The 19,666-nt window shown below is 61.0% G+C and carries 20 protein-coding genes and 1 other RNA gene; 12 read left to right on the plus strand and 9 right to left on the minus strand.

The window, feature by feature from the left end; all coding sequences use genetic code 11:
• The first annotated feature begins 51 nt into the window (after positions 1 to 51).
• The gene (locus KW839_RS04890; RefSeq protein ID WP_218423602.1) at positions 52 to 459 is read left to right on the plus strand and encodes a flagellar basal body-associated protein FliL; all 408 of its coding nucleotides are present in this window, start codon (positions 52 to 54) and stop codon (positions 457 to 459) included.
• Positions 460 to 600: 141 nt separating this feature from the next.
• On the opposite strand, the gene KW839_RS04895 is transcribed toward KW839_RS04890, so the two are convergent.
• Positions 601 to 1,053, minus strand: coding sequence for an EVE domain-containing protein (locus KW839_RS04895; RefSeq protein WP_218423603.1), 453 nt, complete (start codon positions 1,051 to 1,053; stop codon positions 601 to 603).
• Positions 1,054 to 1,249: 196 nt separating this feature from the next.
• Here KW839_RS04895 and KW839_RS04900 point away from each other — a divergent pair, with 196 nt between their 5' ends.
• Positions 1,250 to 1,405 carry a hypothetical protein gene (locus KW839_RS04900; protein ID WP_007982896.1) on the plus strand — a complete coding sequence of 52 codons (156 nt, stop codon included), beginning with the start codon at positions 1,250 to 1,252 and terminating at the stop codon, positions 1,403 to 1,405.
• 35 nt (positions 1,406 to 1,440) lie between these two features.
• Here the strand turns inward: KW839_RS04900 and KW839_RS04905 are convergent, their stop codons facing one another.
• The 4 genes from KW839_RS04905 to KW839_RS04920 form a co-directional block, all read right to left on the minus strand.
• Complete coding sequence (locus KW839_RS04905; RefSeq protein ID WP_218423604.1) at positions 1,441 to 2,046, minus strand: 5-formyltetrahydrofolate cyclo-ligase; 606 nt, start codon at positions 2,044 to 2,046, stop codon at positions 1,441 to 1,443.
• Positions 2,047 to 2,132: 86 nt separating this feature from the next.
• Positions 2,133 to 2,311, minus strand: a non-coding RNA gene (gene ssrS / locus KW839_RS04910) — 6S RNA.
• A gap of 30 nt (positions 2,312 to 2,341) precedes the next feature.
• A complete protein-coding gene (locus KW839_RS04915; protein ID WP_008055229.1) occupies positions 2,342 to 2,659 on the minus strand; it encodes a cell division protein ZapA in 318 nt (105 codons plus the stop codon).
• On the minus strand, positions 2,656 to 2,865 hold the full coding sequence (locus KW839_RS04920; RefSeq protein WP_096817418.1) for a TIGR02449 family protein: 210 nt from the start codon (positions 2,863 to 2,865) through the stop codon (positions 2,656 to 2,658). The genes KW839_RS04915 and KW839_RS04920 overlap by 4 nt, the downstream gene beginning before the upstream one ends.
• A 195-nt stretch (positions 2,866 to 3,060) precedes the next feature.
• Here KW839_RS04920 and KW839_RS04925 point away from each other — a divergent pair, with 195 nt between their 5' ends.
• The 10 genes from KW839_RS04925 (at position 3,061) to gcvP (ending at position 15,757) form a co-directional block, all read left to right on the plus strand.
• Positions 3,061 to 3,618, plus strand: a complete 558-nt coding sequence (locus KW839_RS04925; RefSeq protein WP_060542491.1) for a YecA family protein — start codon at positions 3,061 to 3,063, stop codon at positions 3,616 to 3,618.
• 26 nt (positions 3,619 to 3,644) lie between these two features.
• Entirely contained in the window at positions 3,645 to 4,979 is a 1,335-nt protein-coding gene (gene pepP / locus KW839_RS04930; RefSeq protein WP_060542490.1) for a Xaa-Pro aminopeptidase, read from the plus strand.
• Complete coding sequence (ubiH, locus tag KW839_RS04935) at positions 4,976 to 6,163, plus strand: 2-octaprenyl-6-methoxyphenyl hydroxylase (protein WP_218423605.1); 1,188 nt, start codon at positions 4,976 to 4,978, stop codon at positions 6,161 to 6,163. The genes pepP and ubiH overlap by 4 nt, the downstream gene beginning before the upstream one ends.
• On the plus strand, positions 6,156 to 6,641 hold the full coding sequence (locus KW839_RS04940) for a DUF4442 domain-containing protein (RefSeq protein ID WP_060542488.1): 486 nt from the start codon (positions 6,156 to 6,158) through the stop codon (positions 6,639 to 6,641). Before ubiH ends, KW839_RS04940 begins: the two co-directional genes overlap by 8 nt.
• 9 nt (positions 6,642 to 6,650) lie before the next feature.
• Entirely contained in the window at positions 6,651 to 7,868 is a 1,218-nt protein-coding gene (locus KW839_RS04945; protein WP_218423756.1) for a 2-octaprenyl-3-methyl-6-methoxy-1,4-benzoquinol hydroxylase, read from the plus strand.
• Positions 7,869 to 8,102: 234 nt separating this feature from the next.
• On the plus strand, positions 8,103 to 9,107 hold the full coding sequence (locus KW839_RS04950) for an extracellular solute-binding protein (RefSeq protein WP_060542486.1): 1,005 nt from the start codon (positions 8,103 to 8,105) through the stop codon (positions 9,105 to 9,107).
• Between the two features lie 243 nt (positions 9,108 to 9,350).
• Entirely contained in the window at positions 9,351 to 10,967 is a 1,617-nt protein-coding gene (locus KW839_RS04955; protein WP_218423606.1) for an iron ABC transporter permease, read from the plus strand.
• Positions 10,968 to 11,123: 156 nt separating this feature from the next.
• Positions 11,124 to 12,206, plus strand: a complete 1,083-nt coding sequence (gene gcvT, locus KW839_RS04960; protein WP_218423607.1) for a glycine cleavage system aminomethyltransferase GcvT — start codon at positions 11,124 to 11,126, stop codon at positions 12,204 to 12,206.
• Between the two features lie 50 nt (positions 12,207 to 12,256).
• Entirely contained in the window at positions 12,257 to 12,640 is a 384-nt protein-coding gene (gene gcvH, locus KW839_RS04965) for a glycine cleavage system protein GcvH (protein WP_060542483.1), read from the plus strand.
• Positions 12,641 to 12,883: 243 nt separating this feature from the next.
• Complete coding sequence (gene gcvP, locus KW839_RS04970) at positions 12,884 to 15,757, plus strand: aminomethyl-transferring glycine dehydrogenase (protein WP_218423608.1); 2,874 nt, start codon at positions 12,884 to 12,886, stop codon at positions 15,755 to 15,757.
• Positions 15,758 to 15,995: 238 nt separating this feature from the next.
• Here gcvP and KW839_RS04975 read toward each other — a convergent pair whose 3' ends face one another.
• The 4 genes from KW839_RS04975 to KW839_RS04990 all read right to left on the minus strand — a co-directional run bounded on the left by KW839_RS04975 (position 15,996) and on the right by KW839_RS04990 (position 19,634).
• Positions 15,996 to 16,313: a DUF2388 domain-containing protein gene (locus KW839_RS04975; RefSeq protein ID WP_218423609.1), complete on the minus strand. Its 318-nt coding sequence runs from the start codon at positions 16,311 to 16,313 to the stop codon at positions 15,996 to 15,998.
• A gap of 65 nt (positions 16,314 to 16,378) precedes the next feature.
• Positions 16,379 to 16,828, minus strand: a complete 450-nt coding sequence (locus tag KW839_RS04980; protein ID WP_218423610.1) for an NfeD family protein — start codon at positions 16,826 to 16,828, stop codon at positions 16,379 to 16,381.
• A gap of 8 nt (positions 16,829 to 16,836) precedes the next feature.
• On the minus strand, positions 16,837 to 17,757 hold the full coding sequence (locus KW839_RS04985; RefSeq protein WP_060542479.1) for an SPFH domain-containing protein: 921 nt from the start codon (positions 17,755 to 17,757) through the stop codon (positions 16,837 to 16,839).
• 92 nt (positions 17,758 to 17,849) lie between these two features.
• On the minus strand, positions 17,850 to 19,634 hold the full coding sequence (locus KW839_RS04990) for a GspE/PulE family protein (protein ID WP_218423611.1): 1,785 nt from the start codon (positions 19,632 to 19,634) through the stop codon (positions 17,850 to 17,852).
• Positions 19,635 to 19,666: the final 32 nt, after the last annotated feature.

Raw genomic sequence — 19,666 nt, forward strand, 5'->3', positions numbered from 1 at the left:
CTGGCGTGGCGGGTCGTTATGCTAGGCCGCAAACCGGATAAGGAGCGAATTGTGAAAGCGTGGATCATGTTGTTGGCTGCCCTGTCGTTGCCTCTGGCAGCGTTGGCCGAAGAAGCCAAAGAGGGTGAGGCTGTGAAGGTCAATTACATCACCCTGAGCCCACCGTTCGTGGGTAACTACGGGCTGGACGGCACGCCGAAGCTCAAGGTCTACAAGGCCGATGTGGCGTTGCGGGTGACCGGCGATGAGGCCACCAAAGCAGTGAAGGCCAACGAACCCTTGATCCGTAACCAACTGGTGGCGCTGTTTGCCCAGCAGACCAGCGAGACCATGAACAACGTCGAAGCCAAGGAGAAGCTGCGTCAGGAAGCCTTGAAGCAGACTCAGCAGGTGATGAGCGATGAAACCGGCAAGCCGGTGGTTGAAGATTTGTTGTTCAACAACCTGATCATCCAATAAGTCTTTTGCTGTCCAGTCGGGCCTCTTCGCGAGCAAGCCCGCTCCCACAGTGTTTTGTGTCGGGCACAACCGAGTTTTCGGCGCAGAAACCTGTGGGAGCGGGCTTGCTCGCGAAGAGGCCGGTACAGACAGGCGAAAATCCTACGGTTTGAGCGCAATCACCGCAGCCCACTGTTCCGCAGTCACCGGCATCACCGACAGCCGCGAGCCTTTCTGCACCAGCGGCATCTCAGCCAGTGCCGTCTGTTGTTTCAGATAGTCGAGTTTCAGCACCCGGGGGAAAGTCTCCACATGCGCAACATCTATCGCGCTCCAGGCGTTCTTCTCAGGTGTGGCCTTCGGGTCGTAGTAATGGCTCTGCGGCTCCAGCGCCGTTGGGTCCGGATACGCGGCTTCAATAATCTTGCCGATCCCGGCAATGCCCGGTTCCGGGCAGCTGGAGTGGTAAAAGAAAAACTCATCCCCTACCGCCATGGCCCGCAGGAAATTGCGCGCCTGGTAATTGCGCACACCGTCCCAGCGAGCTTTGCCGAGCGTCTCCAGACCTTTGATCGAGAGTTCGTCAGGCTCGGATTTCATCAGCCAATAGGCCATGTCTTTTGCTCCTTGCGGGGTGATTGGGCAGGTTGTCCGGCAATTTTATGACAAACCGACGGTCGGTTGACGCCAGCATTTGCGTGCTGGATCACGTTGTCGCAAAATGCCGGCCTTTAAAGCTTGACGCTGCTGCACGGCCTACAAACGGAAACCGCTGCTGTCATCGTGTTGATATGCCTTTGGGGGGCAATCGATGAAACGCAAACCGGATTTACTATGGATTTTGGTCATTTTGTTTGGCCTGGGTGTCGTGACCACCGGCTATGCCCAAAGTCTGTGGGCCAACAAGACCGACGCACCGGTCGAGCTTGCACAGCTGCAACAACAGTCGACAGCTTTCAAGCGCTGATCCTGTTGCCACGGCGCCACTGATCGAAGTGGTGCCTAGCCTGCGTAATACCATGCCTTGTCTGTCACCGTTCCTTGCAACGGCACATCCCAGCTAGCCTGAGCCAATCGCTCCACTTTCTGGCATTCATGGGCCAGCCCCAACAATGTCGGCTTGTGCCAATCACTGCGACGCGCCAGATAGGCCAGGCTTCGATCGTAGAACCCGCCGCCCATCCCCAGGCGTCCGCCGACATCGTCAAACCCTACAAGCGGCAGCAATACCAGATCCAGCGCCCAGACCTTGCGCTGCCGGCCAATGTTGGCCCGCGGTTCGAGAATGCGGAAGCGGTTGGGCTTGAGCTTTTCCCCCGGTCGGACGCGCTGGAACACCATTTTGGTGCGCGGCCAGGCACTCAGTACCGGTAGATAGGTCGCTTTGCCCCTGCGCTGCGCTGCACGCAACAGCAGCTGCGGATCGATCTCACCATCGGTGGGCAGGTAAAGCGAGATGTGTCTTGCGCGGCGGAACAATGGCTGCTGGGCCAGTTGTTTGTACAGCCCGCGGGCGGCCTGGCGCTGCTGATTGGGTGTCAGTGCGCGGCGGGCCTTGCGCAGCATGCGTCGAAGTTGCGGGCGGGGCAGCAGCGCAGGTTCGGTCATGGATTCAGGCTTCGACAGGACGAATACATAAAGCGTATCCGTAGAAAAGCCGATGCCGGTATTTAAACCGGCATCGGACTGGAATCAGGCTCCCCGGATGAACCGCTGCTGACTTAGCCCTTGAACCCGAAAGTTCAAGGTGGAAGATGCAGTAGGCTTTAAGGCTTTCCGTCTAGCGGACATGCACACCAGCCCAACGTGCAGCCTCCAGGGTAGTGCGAATCGGCTCAGGGACGTGGTCAACTGGCAAGCACCCCAGGGAGTGATGCGAGTATACCTCAAGCGGCAACGTGAATCAGCCTTTGGTGACGTCCGGATCGGTAGCGAGCACCAGATCGACGCGATCGAGCAGGTCGCGAACCTGCTCGCGGGTCGAGCCGCTGGCCTGGATGTCCGGGCGTTCTTCCTTGTGCAGCAGGTCATGGGTGATGTTCAGCGCGGCCATCACGGCGATGCGGTCGGCGCCGATGACTTTGCCGCTGCTGCGGATTTCACGCATCTTGCCGTCCAGGTAACGGGCGGCGCTGACCAGGTTGCTGCGTTCTTCCTGGGGGCAGATGATCGAATACTCTTTGTCGAGGATCTGCACGGTGACGCTATTGCTTGAACTCATGAGTCTTGCTCCAGGGCCTTGAGGCGCGAAATCATCGATTCGACCTTACGCCGGGCGATTTCGTTTTTTTCAATGAGGTGCGCGCGTTCCTCGCGCCAGGTCTTTTCCTGAGCTTGTAAGAGTGCGTTTTGACTCTTAAGTTGCTCGACTCGGGTAATCAGCAGTTCGAGTCTGGCCATCAGCGCTTGCAGGTCGGTGTCTTCCATTGTCTTCACTGTCTGATGGGGTTGGACTGTGTAGAAGCGAGCCTGCTCGCGATGAGCCCGAGAGCGCCGCAGGGTATCAGCTACCCAGCGTTATCGTTGGCGACCATCGCGAGCATGCTCGCTCCTACAGGGGTAGTCGATGTAGGATACAAGGCCTTCATTCTAGACATAGCGCCGTCTGGCGCCTAGCTGCCCATGACCATTCAGAATTCCCCGTACCAAGCCTTCGCCACTCTGCTCAACAGCAGCGGTCACCCCGTCTCGCCCGCCGAATTGCACGGCCTGTTGCTCGGCCGTAGCTGTGCCGGTGCCGGTTTCGAAGCCGATGGCTGGCTGGTCGATGCCGCCGAGCTGCTCGAAAACGAGCCTCAGGACAACGTCCGCAACGCCCTGATCGGCCTGCAACAGATGGTCAAGGGTGAGCTCACCGGTGACGACGTGACCGTGGTTCTACTGCTGCCGACCGACGATGCCCCGCTCACCGAGCGTGCCGCTGCACTGGGCCTGTGGTGCCAGGGTTTCCTCAGCGGTTTCGGCCTCAATTGCCGTGACAGCAGCACCCTGAGCACCGAGGCTAACGAAGTGTTGCAGGATCTGGCCGCTATTTCCCAGGTGCAAGACGCCCTGGAAGAGTCGGATGACGGCGAAAGCGATTACATGGAAGTCATGGAATACGTGCGCATCGCACCGCTGTTGCTGTTTTCCGAAACCAGAAAAGACGCGGCGGCTGCCGCCAAACCATCGCTGCACTGATCAATGCCAGGGAACGCCATCTGCCCATGATTCATATCCCGAAAACGGAATACAGTCGTCGCCGCAAGGCCTTGATGGCGCAGATGGAACCCAACAGCATCGCCATCCTGCCCGCCGCGGCGGTGGCGATTCGTAACCGCGACGTCGAGCACGTCTACCGTCAGGACAGTGACTTCCAGTACCTCAGTGGTTTCCCCGAGCCTCAGGCCGTCCTGGTGTTGATGCCGGGGCGAGTGCATGGCGAGTACATCCTGTTCTGCCGCGAACGCAACGCCGAGCGCGAATTATGGGATGGGCTGCGGGCGGGGCAGGAAGGTGCGATTCGCGACTTTGGCGCCGATGATGCCTTCCCCATCACGGATATCGACGACATCCTGCCGGGCCTGATCGAGGGGCGCGACCGCGTGTATTCGGCAATGGGCAGCAACCCGGAATTCGACCGGCACTTGATGGACTGGATCAACGTGATCCGTTCCAAGGCCAGCCTCGGTGCGCAGCCGCCGAACGAATTCGTTGCCCTGGATCACCTGTTGCACGACATGCGCCTGTATAAGTCGGCAGCAGAAGTGAAGGTGATGCGCGAAGCCGCCAGGATCTCCGCCCGGGCACACGTGCGCGCGATGCAGGCCTGTCGCGCCGGTTTGCACGAATTCAGCCTGGAAGCCGAACTCGACTACGAATTCCGCAAGGGCGGGGCGAAGATGCCGGCCTACGGTTCGATCGTCGCGGCGGGGCGCAACAGTTGCATCCTGCATTACCAGCAGAATGACGCAGCGCTCAAGGATGGCGATCTGGTCCTGATCGATGCCGGTTGTGAAATCGATTGCTATGCCAGCGACATCACCCGCACCTTTCCGGTCAGCGGCAAATATTCAGCGGAGCAGAAGGCGATCTACGAATTGGTGCTGGCTTCCCAGGAAGCGGCATTCGCCGAAATTGCCCCGAACAAACACTGGAACCAGGCGCATGAGGCGACGGTACGGGTCATTACTTCTGGCCTGGTCAAACTGGGGCTGCTCCAGGGCGATGTCGACGAGTTGATCGCCAGCGAAGCCTACAAGGCGTTTTACATGCACCGCGCCGGCCACTGGCTGGGCATGGACGTGCATGATGTCGGCGAATACAAGGTCGGCGGCGAGTGGCGCGTGCTGGAGGTCGGCATGGCGCTGACCGTGGAACCGGGGATCTATATTGCCCCGGACAACCTGCGCGTGGCGAAGAAATGGCGCGGCATTGGCGTGCGTATCGAGGACGATGTAGTGGTCACCAGAACCGGCTGTGAAATATTGACGGGCGGCGTTCCGAAAACGGTCGCCGAGATCGAAGCCTTGATGGCTGCTGCGCGGACGCAAGCGGCATGAGTCGAGTCAACCTGGCAATCATCGGTGGCGGCCTGGTCGGTGCCAGCCTGGCGTTGGCCCTGCAGGCCGGGGCCCGTGCCCGGGGCTGGAAGATCGTGCTGATCGAGCCGTTCGCCCCCGGCGATACCTACCAGCCGAGCTACGACGCCCGGTCTTCGGCATTGTCCTTCGGTTCCCGGCAGATTTATCAACGGCTGGGCGTATGGCAGGAGATCTCCCGCCGCGCCGAGCCGATCAAGCAGATACACGTTTCCGACCGAGGGCGCTTCTCCACCGCGCGGCTGTCTGCGATGGAAGAGGGCGTTCCGGCGCTGGGCTACGTGGTGGAAAACGCCTGGCTCGGCCAATGCCTGTGGCAAGGCCTGGACAAGGACGTGATCAGTTGGCGTTGTCCGGCCGAAGTCACGCGCATGGAGCCACTGACCGATGGTTATCGCCTGACCCTCAACGATGAAACCACCCTGGAATGCGATCTCGCCGTGCTCGCCGATGGCGGCCGTTCCGGGTTGCGTGAGCAGTTGGGGATCGGCATCAGGAAGCGCCCGTATAACCAGAGTGCGTTGATCGCCAACATCACACCGAGCGAAGCGCACAACGGCATGGCGTTCGAGCGATTCACCGACGAAGGCCCGATGGCGCTGCTGCCACTGCCGGACAATCGCTGTGCGCTGGTCTGGACCCGCCTGGGTATGGACGCGCAACGCCTGGCGGCTCTCGACGAGCGTAGCTTCCTCAGCGAATTGCAGAGTGTGTTCGGCTATCGCCTCGGCACCCTGAAGCAGGTGGGTGCGCGGCATTTGTATCCGCTGACCCTGGTGGAAGCGGAAGAACAGGTGCGACCGCACCTGGCCGTGCTCGGCAACGCGGCCCACAGCCTGCATCCGATTGCCGGCCAGGGGTTCAACCTGTCCCTTCGCGATGCCCAGGCCCTGGCTGACGCCTTGCTCGCCAGTGACAAGTCACTGGGCGATTTCGCCACGTTGCAGGCTTATCGCGAGCGCCAGCGCCTCGATCAGAGCCTCACCGTGGGCTTCTCCGACCAGGTCACCCGCCTGTTCGGCAGTCAGCAGCCGCTGGTGTCCCTGGGGCGCAACATCGGTTTGCTCGGTCTTGATCTGCTGCCGCCGGCGAAACGCTGGTTCGCCCGTCAGGCCATGGGTCTGGGTACACGTCCGGATGCGTAGCTGGTTGATCCGCCGATTCGGCAAGGCGCGGTTGCTGCGCAGGTTCATGGCGCTTTACCCGCCGTACCTCGGCGCGGGTGTGCGGGTGCAGCACATCAGCGATGATTTTCGTGACGTCAGGGTGTCGATGGGCTTGGGCTGGTATAACCGCAACTACGTCGGCACCCAGTTCGGTGGCAGCCTGTATTCGATGGTCGACCCGTTCTTCATGTTGATGCTGATGGAAAATCTCGGGCGCCAGTACATCGTCTGGGACAAGGCGGCCGACATCGACTTCATCGCGCCGGGCAAAGGCCCGGTGTTCGCCCGTTTCACCATCGACGATACCTTGCTCGATGAGATCCGCCGCCAGACCGCCAATGGCGAAAAATACCTGCCGCAATTGCAGGTCGACATTCACGACGGCGCCGGCCACCTGGTGGCGCGGGTCGGAAAAACCCTATATGTGCGGCTCAAGCCGCAAGAGAGACAGGCTTAAAGCATGGAAATGCGCGCAGATCTGCTGATTGTCGGGGCCGGAATGGTCGGCAGCGCCCTGGCGCTGGCGTTACAGGACAGCGGGCTGGAAGTCCTGCTGCTGGACGGCAGCCCCCTGAGCGTCAAACCTTTCGACGGGCAGGCACCGTTCGAACCGCGCGTCAGTGCCCTGTCGGCCGCCAGCCAGAGGATTCTCGAACGTCTGGGTGTGTGGGACGGCATCGCCAGACGGCGCAGCAGCCCCTACACCGACATGCATGTCTGGGACGGTAGCGGCACCGGGCAGATTCATTTTGCAGCGGCCAGCGTACACGCTGATGTGCTGGGGCATATCGTCGAAAACCGCGTGGTTCAAGACGCCTTGCTCGACCGCCTGCACGACTGTGATCTGGGCATGTTGGCCAATGCACGCGTGGAACAGATGCGCCGCTCCGGCGACGACTGGCTGCTGACCCTGGCCGATGGCCGTACCCTGCGCGCGCCATTGGTGATTGCGGCAGATGGTGCCAATTCAGCGGTGCGGCGCCTGGCGGGGGTCGCCACTCGTGAATGGGATTATCTGCATCATGCCATCGTCACCAGCGTGCGCTGTGCCAAGCCGCACCAAATGACCGCCTGGCAACGGTTTACCGATGACGGACCTCTGGCGTTCCTGCCGCTGGAGCGGGACGGGCAGCAAGACTGGTGCTCGATCGTCTGGTCGACCACCCCAGCGGAAGCAGAGCGCCTGATGGCTCTCGACGACGAACGCTTCTGCAAGAACCTGGAACGCGCCTTCGAAGGCCGGCTCGGTGAAGTGCTCAGCGCTGACCCGCGCCTGTGCGTACCGCTGCGTCAGCGCCATGCCAAGCGCTATGTCGCTGAAGGTCTGGCTTTGATCGGCGACGCGGCCCACACCATTCACCCTTTGGCCGGGCAGGGTGTGAACCTCGGTTTCCTTGATGCTGCAGTGCTGGCCGAGGTGCTGCTGCAAGCCAATGCCCGCGGCGAACGCCTGGCGGACGTGAAGGTTCTTAGCCGTTACGAGCGCCGACGCATGCCGCACAACCTGGCGTTGATGGCAGCGATGGAAGGCTTCGAGCGCTTGTTCCAGGCCGATCCGCTGCCGGTGCGCTGGTTGCGCAATACCGGTTTGAAGATGGTCGAGCAGATGCCCGAGGCGAAAGCGCTGTTCGTGCGAGAAGCGCTCGGGCTGACCGGGGATTTGCCCGCCCTCGCCAAACCCTGACGTGTGGCGAGGGGCTTGCCCCCGTTCGAGCGCGTAGCGGTCGCAGACGGGTTGCCCAGGATTTCTGAGTAAATGCAGGCCTGCTTCGCAGCCCAACGGGGGCAAGCCCCCTCGCCACAGGTGGAAAACTTAGGCTGTGCAACATCTGGTAACTCCTCGACGCACTGTTCGATTGAGAAGGCAAATGTGAGTCCTTATCATTTGGCCTCATTTTTCAATCGAGAGACCGCTCCCATGTTGGCACCGAAGCGTCTACTGACCGCAATCGCCCTGACCCTGATCGGCAGCACCGCCGCCCAGGCCGCTGACGAGGTGGTGGTTTACTCCTCGCGTATCGACGAGCTGATCAAGCCGGTCTTCGATGCCTACACCGCAAAAACCGGTGTGAAAGTGAAGTTCATCACCGACAAGGAAGCGCCGCTGATGCAGCGGATCAAGGCCGAGGGCGAGAACGCCACCGCCGACCTGCTGCTCACCGTCGACGCCGGCAACCTCTGGCAGGCTGAACAAATGGGCATCCTGCAGCCGTTCACCTCCAAAGTGATCGACAGCAACATTCCCCTGCAATACCGCGCGTCCTCTCACGCCTGGACCGGCCTGAGCCTGCGGGCGCGGACCATCGCTTACTCCACCGAGCGGGTCAAACCCGGTGAACTGACCACCTACGAAGCCCTGGCCGACAAGAACTGGGAAGGCCGCCTGTGTCTGCGTACGGCGAAGAAGGTCTATAACCAGTCCCTGACCGCCACCATGATCGAAGTGCACGGTGCTGCCAAAACCGAGGAAATCCTCAAGGGTTGGGTCAACAACCTGTCCACCGATGTCTTCTCCGACGACGTCGCGGTGCTCGAGGCGATCAACGCCGGTCAGTGCGACGTCGGCATCGTCAACACCTACTATTACGGGCGCCTGCACAAGCAGAAGCCGGAACTGCCGGTGAAGCTGTTCTGGCCGAACCAGGCTGACCGTGGTGTGCACGTCAACCTTTCGGGCATTGGCCTGACCAAACATGCGCCGCATCCGGAAGCCGCCAAGGCTCTGGTGGAGTGGATGACCACACCTGAGGCACAGAAAATCTTCGCTGACGTGAACCAGGAGTTCCCGGCCAACCCGGCTGTGGCACCTTCGGAAGAAGTGGCGGCATGGGGCAAGTTTGTGGCGGATACCTTGCCTGTTGAGGTCGCTGGTAAACGTCAGGCTGAAGCGATTCGCATGATGGATCGGGCGGGCTGGAACTGAGTCGTTTGGTATTGGGCGTCATGCTTTAACATCGCTGCCTCGCCCCGGCCATTCGGATGGCCTCTGGGGGGGCCGATTTGCGTAGTTTTCGAATCCTGAGTTCGACTCGGAATATCAGGTCGCAAAAATTCAAATAGACTACGCGGTCAGTCCCCTCTCCCTCCGGGAGAGGGCTAGGGTGAGGGGCGGAACCAAAGCCATCCACATCGTCCAAAAACTACCCAAATCTTCAGAGACCCAAACGTGGCCCACCCCGCCCAACGCCGCTGGTACCCCATCGTCTTCGCCATCGCTGCGCTGGTCTTGCTTCCCCTGAGCGTCCTGCTTCTGTCCTGGCAAAGCATCGACCAGCAAATATGGTCCCACCTCTGGGACACGCAGATGCCACGCTTACTGGGCAACACTCTGACCCTGGTGTTCGGCGTTGGCGTGGGAGTCACTCTGCTGGGCGTCAGCCTCGCCTGGCTGACCAGCCTCTGTGAGTTCCCCGGCCGGCGCTGGCTGGATTGGGCATTGATGCTGCCCTTCGCGATTCCGGCCTACGTGCTGGCGTTTGTCTTCGTCGGCCTGCTGGATTTCGCCGGACCTGTGCAGACGTTGTTGCGCGAGTGGTTTGGCAGCGGGTTGCGACTGCCCCGGGTGCGCTCCACCGGCGGGGTGATTGTGGTGCTGGTGCTGGTGTTCTATCCCTATGTTTACCTGTTGGCGCGCACCGCGTTCCTCGCCCAGGGCAAAGGCCTGATGGAAGCGGCGCGGGTACTTGGGCAGACACCCTGGCAGGCGTTCTGGCGGGTGGCGTTGCCCATGGCACGACCGGCCATCGGCGCGGGCGTGGCCTTGGCGCTGATGGAGACGCTGGCGGATTTCGGCGCGGTTTCGGTGTTCAATTTCGACACCTTCACCACCGCGATCTACAAGACCTGGTACGGATTTTTCAGCCTGTCCACAGCGGCGCAACTGGCCAGCCTTTTGCTGCTGGTGGTGATGCTAGTGCTGTACGGCGAACGTCGCGCTCGCGGGGCCAACCGGGCGAGCAACGAGCGACCGCGCGTCAAGGCGTTGTACCACCTGCGGGGACTCAAGGCGCTGGCAGCCATGGGTTGGTGCGGTCTGGTATTCGCCTGTGCCTTCGTCATCCCGATGCTGCAACTGATCGCGTGGTTCTGGCAGCGCGGGCGCTTCGATCTCGATGAGCGTTACGCCGGGCTGATCGTTCATACCCTGTACCTGGGCGGCATGGCAGCGCTGATCACCGTCTGCGTCGCCCTGATGCTGGCATTTGCCCGACGATTGGCGCCCACGCCCGCGGTCCGTTCCGGCGTCAGTCTGGCCAACCTGGGCTATGCCTTGCCCGGTTCGGTGCTGGCGGTTTCGATCATGCTGGCGTTCAGCTATCTGGACCGGGAGCTGGTCATCCCGCTCTCCGGATGGCTCGGGGGCGCTGGCAAGCCGCTTTTGCTGGGCAGTCTGTCGGCGCTGCTGCTGGCCTATCTGGTGCGTTTCATCGCTGTGGCCTACGGGCCACTGGAAAACAGTCTGGCGCGTATACGGCCATCTTTGCCCGAAGCGGCACGTAGCCTTGGCGTCAGTGGGCCGCGACTGTTTTTCAAGGTGTATCTGCCGCTGTTGCTGCCCGGCACGTTGAGTGCTGCTTTGCTGGTGTTCGTCGACGTGCTCAAGGAAATGCCCGCGACGCTGCTGATGCGCCCGTTTGGTTGGGACACACTGGCGGTGCGGATCTTTGAAATGACCAGCGAAGGCGAGTGGGCGAGGGCATCGTTACCGGCATTGACCCTGGTTTTGGTCGGGCTGTTACCGGTCATCGGATTGATCCGACGTTCGGCGCATCGAAACACCTAGGTGCCAGTCCTACACCTTGCAGCTACAATGCGCGGCATTCGGTGCGGTCTGTCCTACAGACCAGGTAGCTGAAATCGGCTAAAGGCTTTGTAATTCAAGGCCTGCACTCCGTTCAGCACTTGTCCGCACCTTCGCCACGCCCGGAAGGAGAAACCCATGGGACAGCGTACGCCTCTGTATGACCTTCACCTCGCTCTTGGCGCGAAGATGGTCGATTTTGGCGGTTGGGACATGCCTTTGCATTATGGATCGCAGGTCGAGGAACACCATCAGGTGCGCCGCGATTGCGGTGTCTTCGATGTTTCCCACATGACCGTGATCGATGTCAGCGGCTCCCAGGCCAAAGCCTGGCTCCAGCATTTGCTGGCCAATGATGTCGAACGCCTGCACAGCCCCGGCCGTGCGCAATACAGCACCATGCTCAACGAGCACGGCGGTATCGTCGACGACATGATTGTCTATCGACTCGATGAAGGCTATCGCCTGGTGGTCAACGCCTCCACCCGCGATCAGGACATGGCCTGGATGAGCGCTCATCTGGACGGCTTCGACGTGCAGCTCAGTGAGCGTTCGGAGATGGCGATGCTGGCCATTCAGGGCCCTCACGCCCGTCACAAGATTGCCGAACTGGTGAACCAGTCCCGCAGCAACCTGATCCAGCTCCTCAAACCCTTCGAAGGTCAGCCCGACGGTGACTGGTTCATCGCGCGCACCGGCTATACCGGCGAAGACGGGCTGGAGATCATTCTGCCCGCCGATCAGGCCCCCGGCTTCTTCAACGATCTGGTCGGTGCCGGGATTTCCCCGATTGGCCTCGGTGCCCGGGACACCTTGCGCGTCGAAGCGGGCATGAACCTGTACGGTCAGGATATCCAGCAGGACATTTCACCGCTGGCCTCGAACATGGCATGGAGCATCGCCTGGGAACCGGCCAACCGCCAGTTCATCGGCCGCGCGGCCCTGGAAGCTGAGAAGGCGGCGGGTATACAGCACAAACTGGTCGGTCTGGTCCTTGAGGAGCGTGGAGTTTTGCGCGCTCATCAGGTGGTCCGCATCGCCGATGTTGGCGAAGGGGAGATCACCAGTGGTAGTTTCTCTCCTACGCTTAGCAAGTCGATTGCACTGGCGCGCGTGCCGATGGCAACTGCCGACCGCGCTGAAGTGGAAATCCGTGGCAAGTGGTACCCGGTCCGGGTGGTCAAACCAACCTTCGTACGCCACGGTAAAACCTTGATCTAACCTTTTCCGGCGGGCAACGACCGCTGATAATTTTCCTGAGGACACACAACATGAGCGATATCCCTGCCGACCTGCGTTTTGCCGAAAGTCACGAATGGGCACGTCTGGAAGCCGATGGCACCGTCACCGTGGGCATCAGCGATCACGCGCAGGAAGCGCTGGGCGATGTAGTGTTCGTCGAACTGACGGAAGTGGGTAACGTGTTTGCCGCTGGAGATCAGTCCGGCGTCGTTGAGTCGGTCAAGGCTGCTTCCGACATTTACTCCCCGGTTGCCGGTGAAGTGATCGCGGTCAACGACGCGCTGAGCGCTGAGCCTGAGTTGCTCAACTCCGACCCGTACGGCGCGTGGATCTTCAAGATCAAACCAAGCAATGCCGCTGACCTGGAAAAGCTGCTCGATGCTGCCGGCTACAAGGCTGCCATCGGCGAGTAAGTGTTCAGCGTCATCCCAAAGCCCCGACTTGTCGGGGCTTTTTTTGTTGTGCGGATTCCCTTTGTAGGAGCGAGCATGCTCGCGATGGTCGTTAACGATAACGCGGGGGGCCTCACACCCCGCGGCGCTCTCAAGTCCATCACGAGCATGCTCGCTCCTACAGGGTTCACTGTTGGTAGTGGCTGCTATGCTGTTTTGACCGTGTTGCATCGACGTTGAGCGCCAGTCAAAAGAGAGCCCGTCATGTCCCAGTTGCCGTCCCTGAGCCAGTTACGCGACCCCAATGCCTTTCTTCGCCGCCACCTCGGGCCCGATGCCGCCGAGCAACAGGCGATGCTCGACAGTCTCGGTCTGGGCAGCCGGGTCGAACTGATCGAACAAACGGTACCGCCCGGCATTCGCCTGAATCGTGCGCTGGACTTGCCTCCGGCACTCGATGAAGTAGCGGCGCTGGCAAAGCTGCGCGGCTATGCCGAGCAGAATCAGGTGTGGACCAGCCTGATTGGCATGGGCTATCACGGCACGCTGACGCCGGCCGTCATTCTGCGCAACGTGCTGGAAAATCCTGGTTGGTACACCGCGTACACCCCGTATCAACCGGAGATCGCCCAAGGGCGCCTCGAAGCACTGTTGAATTTTCAGCAGTTGACCATCGACTTGACCGGGCTGGAACTGGCCAACGCCTCGCTGCTGGACGAAGCCACGGCCGCTGCGGAAGCCATGGCCCTGGCCAAGCGGGTCGCCAAGTCCAGAAGCAACCTGTTCTTTGTCGACGAAAACTGCCATCCGCAGACCATTTCCGTGGTGCAGACCCGCGCCGACGGGTTCGGCTTCGAGCTGATCGTCGACGCTGTGGATAACTTGAAGCAGCACCAGGTGTTCGGCGCGCTGCTGCAATACCCCGATACCCATGGCGAAATCCATGACCTGCGGCCGTTGATCGATCACCTGCATGCCCAGCAAGCGCTGGCCTGCGTGGCCACGGACTTGCTCAGCCTGCTGTTGCTGACCCCCCCGGGCGAGTTGGGCGCCGATGTGGTGTTCGGTTCATCCCAGCGTTTCGGCGTGCCCATGGGCTACGGCGGGCCCCACGCAGCATTTTTTGCCAGCCGCGATGAATACAAGCGGGCGATCCCCGGGCGGATCATCGGCGTGTCGAAGGATGCCCGAGGCAACACCGCCCTGCGCATGGCCCTGCAAACCCGCGAGCAACATATTCGTCGGGAAAAGGCCAACTCGAACATTTGTACCGCCCAAGTGCTGCTGGCCAATATCGCCAGTTTTTATGCGGTCTACCACGGTCCGGAAGGACTCAAGCGGATTGCCCAGCGTGTTCATCGGCTGACCTGCATCCTCGCCGCCGGCCTGGAACGCAAGGGTGTCAGTCGCCTTAATAAACACTTTTTCGACACCCTGACGCTGGAGGTCGGCGGCACCCAGACCGCGATCATCGACAGTGCCCGGGCTGCGCAGATCAACCTGCGCATTCTGGGGCGCGGGCAATTGGGCTTGAGCCTGGACGAAACCTGCGATGAGTCCACTGTGGCGAAACTCTTCGATGTGTTTCTCGGAGCCGACCATGGACTGAAGGTCGAGGAACTGGATGTGCAAACCTTGACCGGAGGTATTCCCGAAGGGCTGACACGTACTTCACCCTATCTGCGCCATCCAGTGTTCAGCGCCCATCACAGCGAAACCGAAATGCTGCGCTACCTCAAACAGCTGGAAAACAAGGACCTGGCGCTTAATCAATCGATGATCCCGCTCGGCTCCTGCACCATGAAGCTCAACGCTACGAGCGAGATGATCCCCATTACCTGGCCGCAGTTCGCCAATCTGCATCCGTTCGTACCCAAGGAGCAGGCTGCGGGTTATGCACTGATGATCGAAGAGCTGGAGCGCTGGCTCTGCGCGATTACCGGTTTCGACGCGATTTGCATGCAGCCCAACTCCGGGGCCCAGGGCGAATACGCCGGGTTGCTGGCGATCCGCAAATATCACGAGAGCCGCGACCAGGGTGGGCGGGATGTCTGCCTGATTCCTTCGTCCGCCCACGGCACCAACCCGGCATCGGCGCAAATGGCCGGGATGCGGGTGGTGATTGTCGAGTGTGACGAGGCGGGCAATGTCGACCTGGACGACCTGAAAGAAAAAGCCGCGGCCGCTTCAGACAAGCTTGCCTGCCTGATGGCAACGTATCCTTCGACTCACGGCGTGTATGAGGAAGGCATCAGCGAAATCTGCCAAGTGATCCACCAGCATGGCGGCCAGGTCTACATGGATGGTGCCAACCTCAATGCCCAGGTCGGGTTGGCGCGCCCGGCGGACATCGGCGCCGACGTTTCGCACATGAATCTGCACAAAACTTTCTGCATCCCCCATGGCGGCGGTGGGCCGGGCATGGGGCCGATCGGGGTGCGGGCGCATCTGGCACCGTTCGTGGCCAATCATCCTGTCGTGCCGATCGATGGGCCGCAGCCGCAGAACGGTGCCGTCAGCGCCGCGCCCTGGGGCAGCGCAAGCATTCTACCGATCAGCTGGATGTACATCGCCATGATGGGGCCACAACTGGCGGACGCCAGCGAAGTGGCGATCCTTGCGGCCAACTACCTGGCCCGGCATTTGTCGGGCGCGTTTCCAGTGCTTTACACCGGGCGTAACGAGCGGGTGGCTCACGAATGCATCCTCGACCTGCGTCCACTCAAGGCGCTGACCGGCGTCAGCGAAGAAGACGTCGCCAAGCGGCTGATGGATTACGGCTTCCATGCGCCGACCATGTCGTTTCCGGTGCCGGGGACATTGATGGTCGAGCCGACCGAAAGTGAATCCAAGGCCGAGCTGGACCGCTTCATCGGCGCGATGCTGAGCATCCGCGCAGAAATCAACGAGGTGCAAAACGGTAACTGGCCTGCCGAAGACAACCCGCTCAAAGGCGCGCCTCATACTTTGGCCGATATCACCGGGATCTGGGAGCGGCCGTACAGCATCGAGCAGGCGGTCACGCCGGACGCCCACACCAAGGCTCACAAGTACTGGCCGGTGGTGAACCGGGTGGACAACGTGTACGGCGACCGCAATCTGTTTTGTGCGTGTGTGCCGGTGGATGAATATCGCTGATATCCGGCAGCACACAGCCAGCGTGGGAGGCTGTGTGGAGAGGGGAGGCTTTTTGCTAAGAGGGGGGGGCTTTTTGTGGCGAGGGGGCTTGTGTGGCGAGGGGGCTTGCCCCCGTTGGACTGCGAAGCAGGCCCTGTTTTTTTTGGGGCCGCTGCGCGACCCAACGGGGGCAAGCCCCCTCGCCACACAAGCCCCCTCGCCACAAATGCTCGCACCCTTAGTGTGTGTCTCGGGCGATCTATTGGGACGCTACGGCATTCTTCGCAAGGATCGCATTCGCCAGCTCCATGTCCGTGGCCTGCAGCCCCGGATTGTCGGCGCGGACTTTCTGCATCGCCGATTCCAGGTACGGGCCACGGATGCCGCCGTCGCTGGCGACGAAACTGCCGGCATCGTCCTGGGCAGCGACGATCAGCTTGTGATCCTTGAAGGTCAGGTAGGTCGAGCCGGTCGTTGCACCGGATGAGATGACGTTCTGCCAAAAGCTATCGGCCATCGCCGAGCCGACAGGCAAGGACAGCAGCGCAATGGTAGCGATAGCAAGTTTGAAACGCATAAAGGTGACTCCAGTGATTAACTGCGGCGTTGGATTGCCAATGCGCAATCCAGTTCCGTTGCCGCCTACTCAGCCACCTCGACCAGCAGGATCGCCCCTTGCTGGCCGACCACCCGCACGCGGCTGCCAGTAGCAGCATCCGGTCCGCGGGCCATCCACACACCGTCGGCAACCTTGATTTTGCCGCGACCGTCGACAATCGCTTCGTGCACCACAAAGGTTTTGCCGATCAGTTCCTGACCACGCAGGTTGAGGTTGGGCTGATCGCTGACGCGCACCGCCGTGCGCTGGCGCCGCCACCAGTACAAGGCGGTGGCAATCGAGAGCAGGCCGAACAGCAGAAACTGCAGTTCCCAGGACAGGTCCGGCACGATAAAGGTCAACACCCCCACGGCTGCGGCGGACATGCCGATCCACAGCAGGTAGCCACCAGCACCGAATACTTCAAGAATCAACAGCACCGTGCCCAGCGCCAGCCAGTCCCAGTACGACAAATGCTGCAGAAATGACCACATGACGAGCCTCAGGCTTTCTTGTTGTCGAAGGTGGCCTTGACGATTTCGCCGATGCCGCCGATTGCACCAATCATCGAACTGGCCTCCAGTGGCATCAGGATCACCTTGCTGTTGTTGGCCGAGGACAGCTTGCCCAAGGCATCGATGTACTTCTGCGCCACGAAGTAATTGACCGCCTGGACGTTGCCGCTGGCGATGGCTTCTGACACCACTTTGGTTGCCTGGGCTTCTGCCTCTGCTTGTCGCTCCCGGGCTTCGGACTCGAGGAACGCGGCCTGGCGACTACCCTCGGCTTCGAGGATCTGTGCCTGCTTCTTGCCTTCGGCGGTCAGGATCGCAGCGGCACGCAGGCCTTCGGCTTCAAGGATCTGCGCACGTTTGATACGTTCGGCCTTCATTTGTCCCGACATTGCCGCCATCAGGTCCGCAGGCGGGCTGATGTCCTTGATTTCGATCCGGGTGATCTTGATGCCCCACGGCGCGGTCGCCTCGTCGACGGTGCGCAGCAGCTTTTCGTTGATGCCGTCTCGCTGGCTGAGCATGGCGTCGAGTTCCATGGAGCCGAGCACCGTACGGATATTGGTCTGCAGCAGGTTGCGAATGGCGTGTTCGAGGTTGTTGACCTCGTAGGCGGCCTGGGCGGTGTTGACCACCTGGAAGAAGCACACCGCGTCGATTTGTACCGTGGCGTTATCGGCGGTGATGACTTCCTGTGGCGGAATATCCAGCACACTTTCCATCACATTCATCTTGCGCCCGATGCGGTCCATGACCGGAATGATGATGTTGAGTCCCGGTTTGAGCGTATTGGTGTAGCGCCCGAAACGCTCGACGGTCCATTCAAAGCCCTGGGGCACGACTTTGAAACCCATGAACAGAATGGCGACCACCAGGCCGACAAAAAGTAAAAGAACACTACCGATCTGCATAACGATTCCTTGTTGATGTATGAATCCGTGGAGTTGCAATTGCTCGAGTGTATCGGCGCCGGTCACGGATAAGAACCGTCCCTGCGCAGAATTCAGTTCTGCTCGCTTTGCGGTGTCACTCGCAGCACCTCCTCTATGGTGGTCAAACCAGCCGCAACCTTTTGCGCCCCCGACAAGCGCAAGCTGCGCATGCCCTCCTTGAAGGCCTGGCGCCGCACCGACAGCAAATCGGTGTCGGGATTGATCAGTGCTTTGATGCTATCGCTGAACTGCATGATTTCGTAGACGCCGGCGCGACCGCGATAGCCGGTATCGCGGCATTCGACGCAGCCGATGGCGCGGTGGGCACTGCCCGGCAGTGGAGCCTGCCAGGGACGGGTCAGGGTCTGCCAGTCCTCTTCACCCAACGCCAGGGGGGCCTTGCAGTGCGGGCACAGCGTTCGTACCAGGCGCTGGGCCATGACGCCGAGTACCGTGGCCTTGATCAGATAATGCGGTACGCCGAGCTCCAGCAGGCGGCTGATGGCGCTTGGCGCGTCGTTGGTGTGCAGGGTCGACAGCACCAGGTGCCCGGTCAGCGCCGCCTGAATGGCCATTTCCGCGGTTTCGAGATCACGGATCTCGCCGATCATGATGATGTCCGGGTCTTGCCGCATCAGCGCGCGTACGCCGGCGGCGAAAGTCAGGTCGATGTTGTGCTGGACCTGCATCTGGTTGAACGCCGACTCGACCATTTCGATCGGGTCTTCGATGGTGCAGAGGTTGACCTCTGGCGTCGCCAGTTTTTTCAGCGTGGTGTAGAGGGTAGTCGTCTTGCCCGAGCCGGTAGGCCCGGTAACCAGAATAATCCCGTGGGGCTGTCGGGTCATGTCCTGCCAGCGACGCAGGTCATCAGCAGAAAAACCCAACTGGTCGAAATCCTTGAGCAGCACTTCAGGATCGAAGATCCGCATGACCATTTTTTCGCCGAAGGCCGTAGGCAGCGTCGACAGGCGCAACTCGACTTCGCCGCCGTGGGGCGTCCTGGTCTTTACCCGGCCATCCTGGGGTTTGCGTTTTTCCGCGACGTTCATGCGCCCAAGGCTTTTCAGGCGGCTGACAATGGCCACTGTCACCTGCGGCGGGAACTGGTAGACGTTGTGCAGCACGCCGTCGATGCGAAAGCGTACCGTGCCCTGTTCACGTCGGGGCTCGATGTGGATATCGCTGGCGCGTTGCTGGAAGGCGTACTGGAACAGCCAGTCGACGATGTTGACGATGTGCGCGTCGTTGGCATCCGGCTCCTGGTCGCTGGCGCCGAGGTTGAGCAACTGTTCGAAATTGCCCAGGCTGTTCAACTGCTGATCGGTATTGTTCGCCCCGGTGACCGATTTGGCCAGGCGAAAGAACTCCACACTGAAGCGCTGGATGTCTACCGGGTTGGCCACCACGCGCTTGATCGGCAACTTGAGCACGTGGGTCAGGTCGGCCTCCCATTCGCTGACATAGGGTTGGGCGCTGGCTACCGTTACCGCGTCACGGTCGATGGAGACCGCGAGGATCTTGTGGCGCTGGGCGAAGGCGTAGGACATCAACGGGGTGACGGCCGCGACATTGATTTTCAGCGGGTCGATGCGCAAATACGGCTGGCCGGCTTGCCGGGATAACCACAGGGTCAGGCTTTCGAGGTCCAGGTATTTGTCGGGTCGACTGAGATCGGCCAGATGTTGATTGGCGATGAATTCCAGCGGATGCATCTGGCCATTGGCGGCATGGCGGCGCCGGGCGTTGAGCGCGTGTTCGGCTGAATCCTGGCTGATAAAACCCTGGGCGACCAGCTCGCGCAGTACGTCATTGAGATCCAGCCAGCGGTCCTGAGAGACGAGTTGAACGGACATGCGGGCTCCTTTTGAACAACAGTTCGCCAAGG

Source organism: Pseudomonas sp. PDM31 (assembly GCF_019218965.1).
GTDB lineage: Bacteria > Pseudomonadota > Gammaproteobacteria > Pseudomonadales > Pseudomonadaceae > Aquipseudomonas.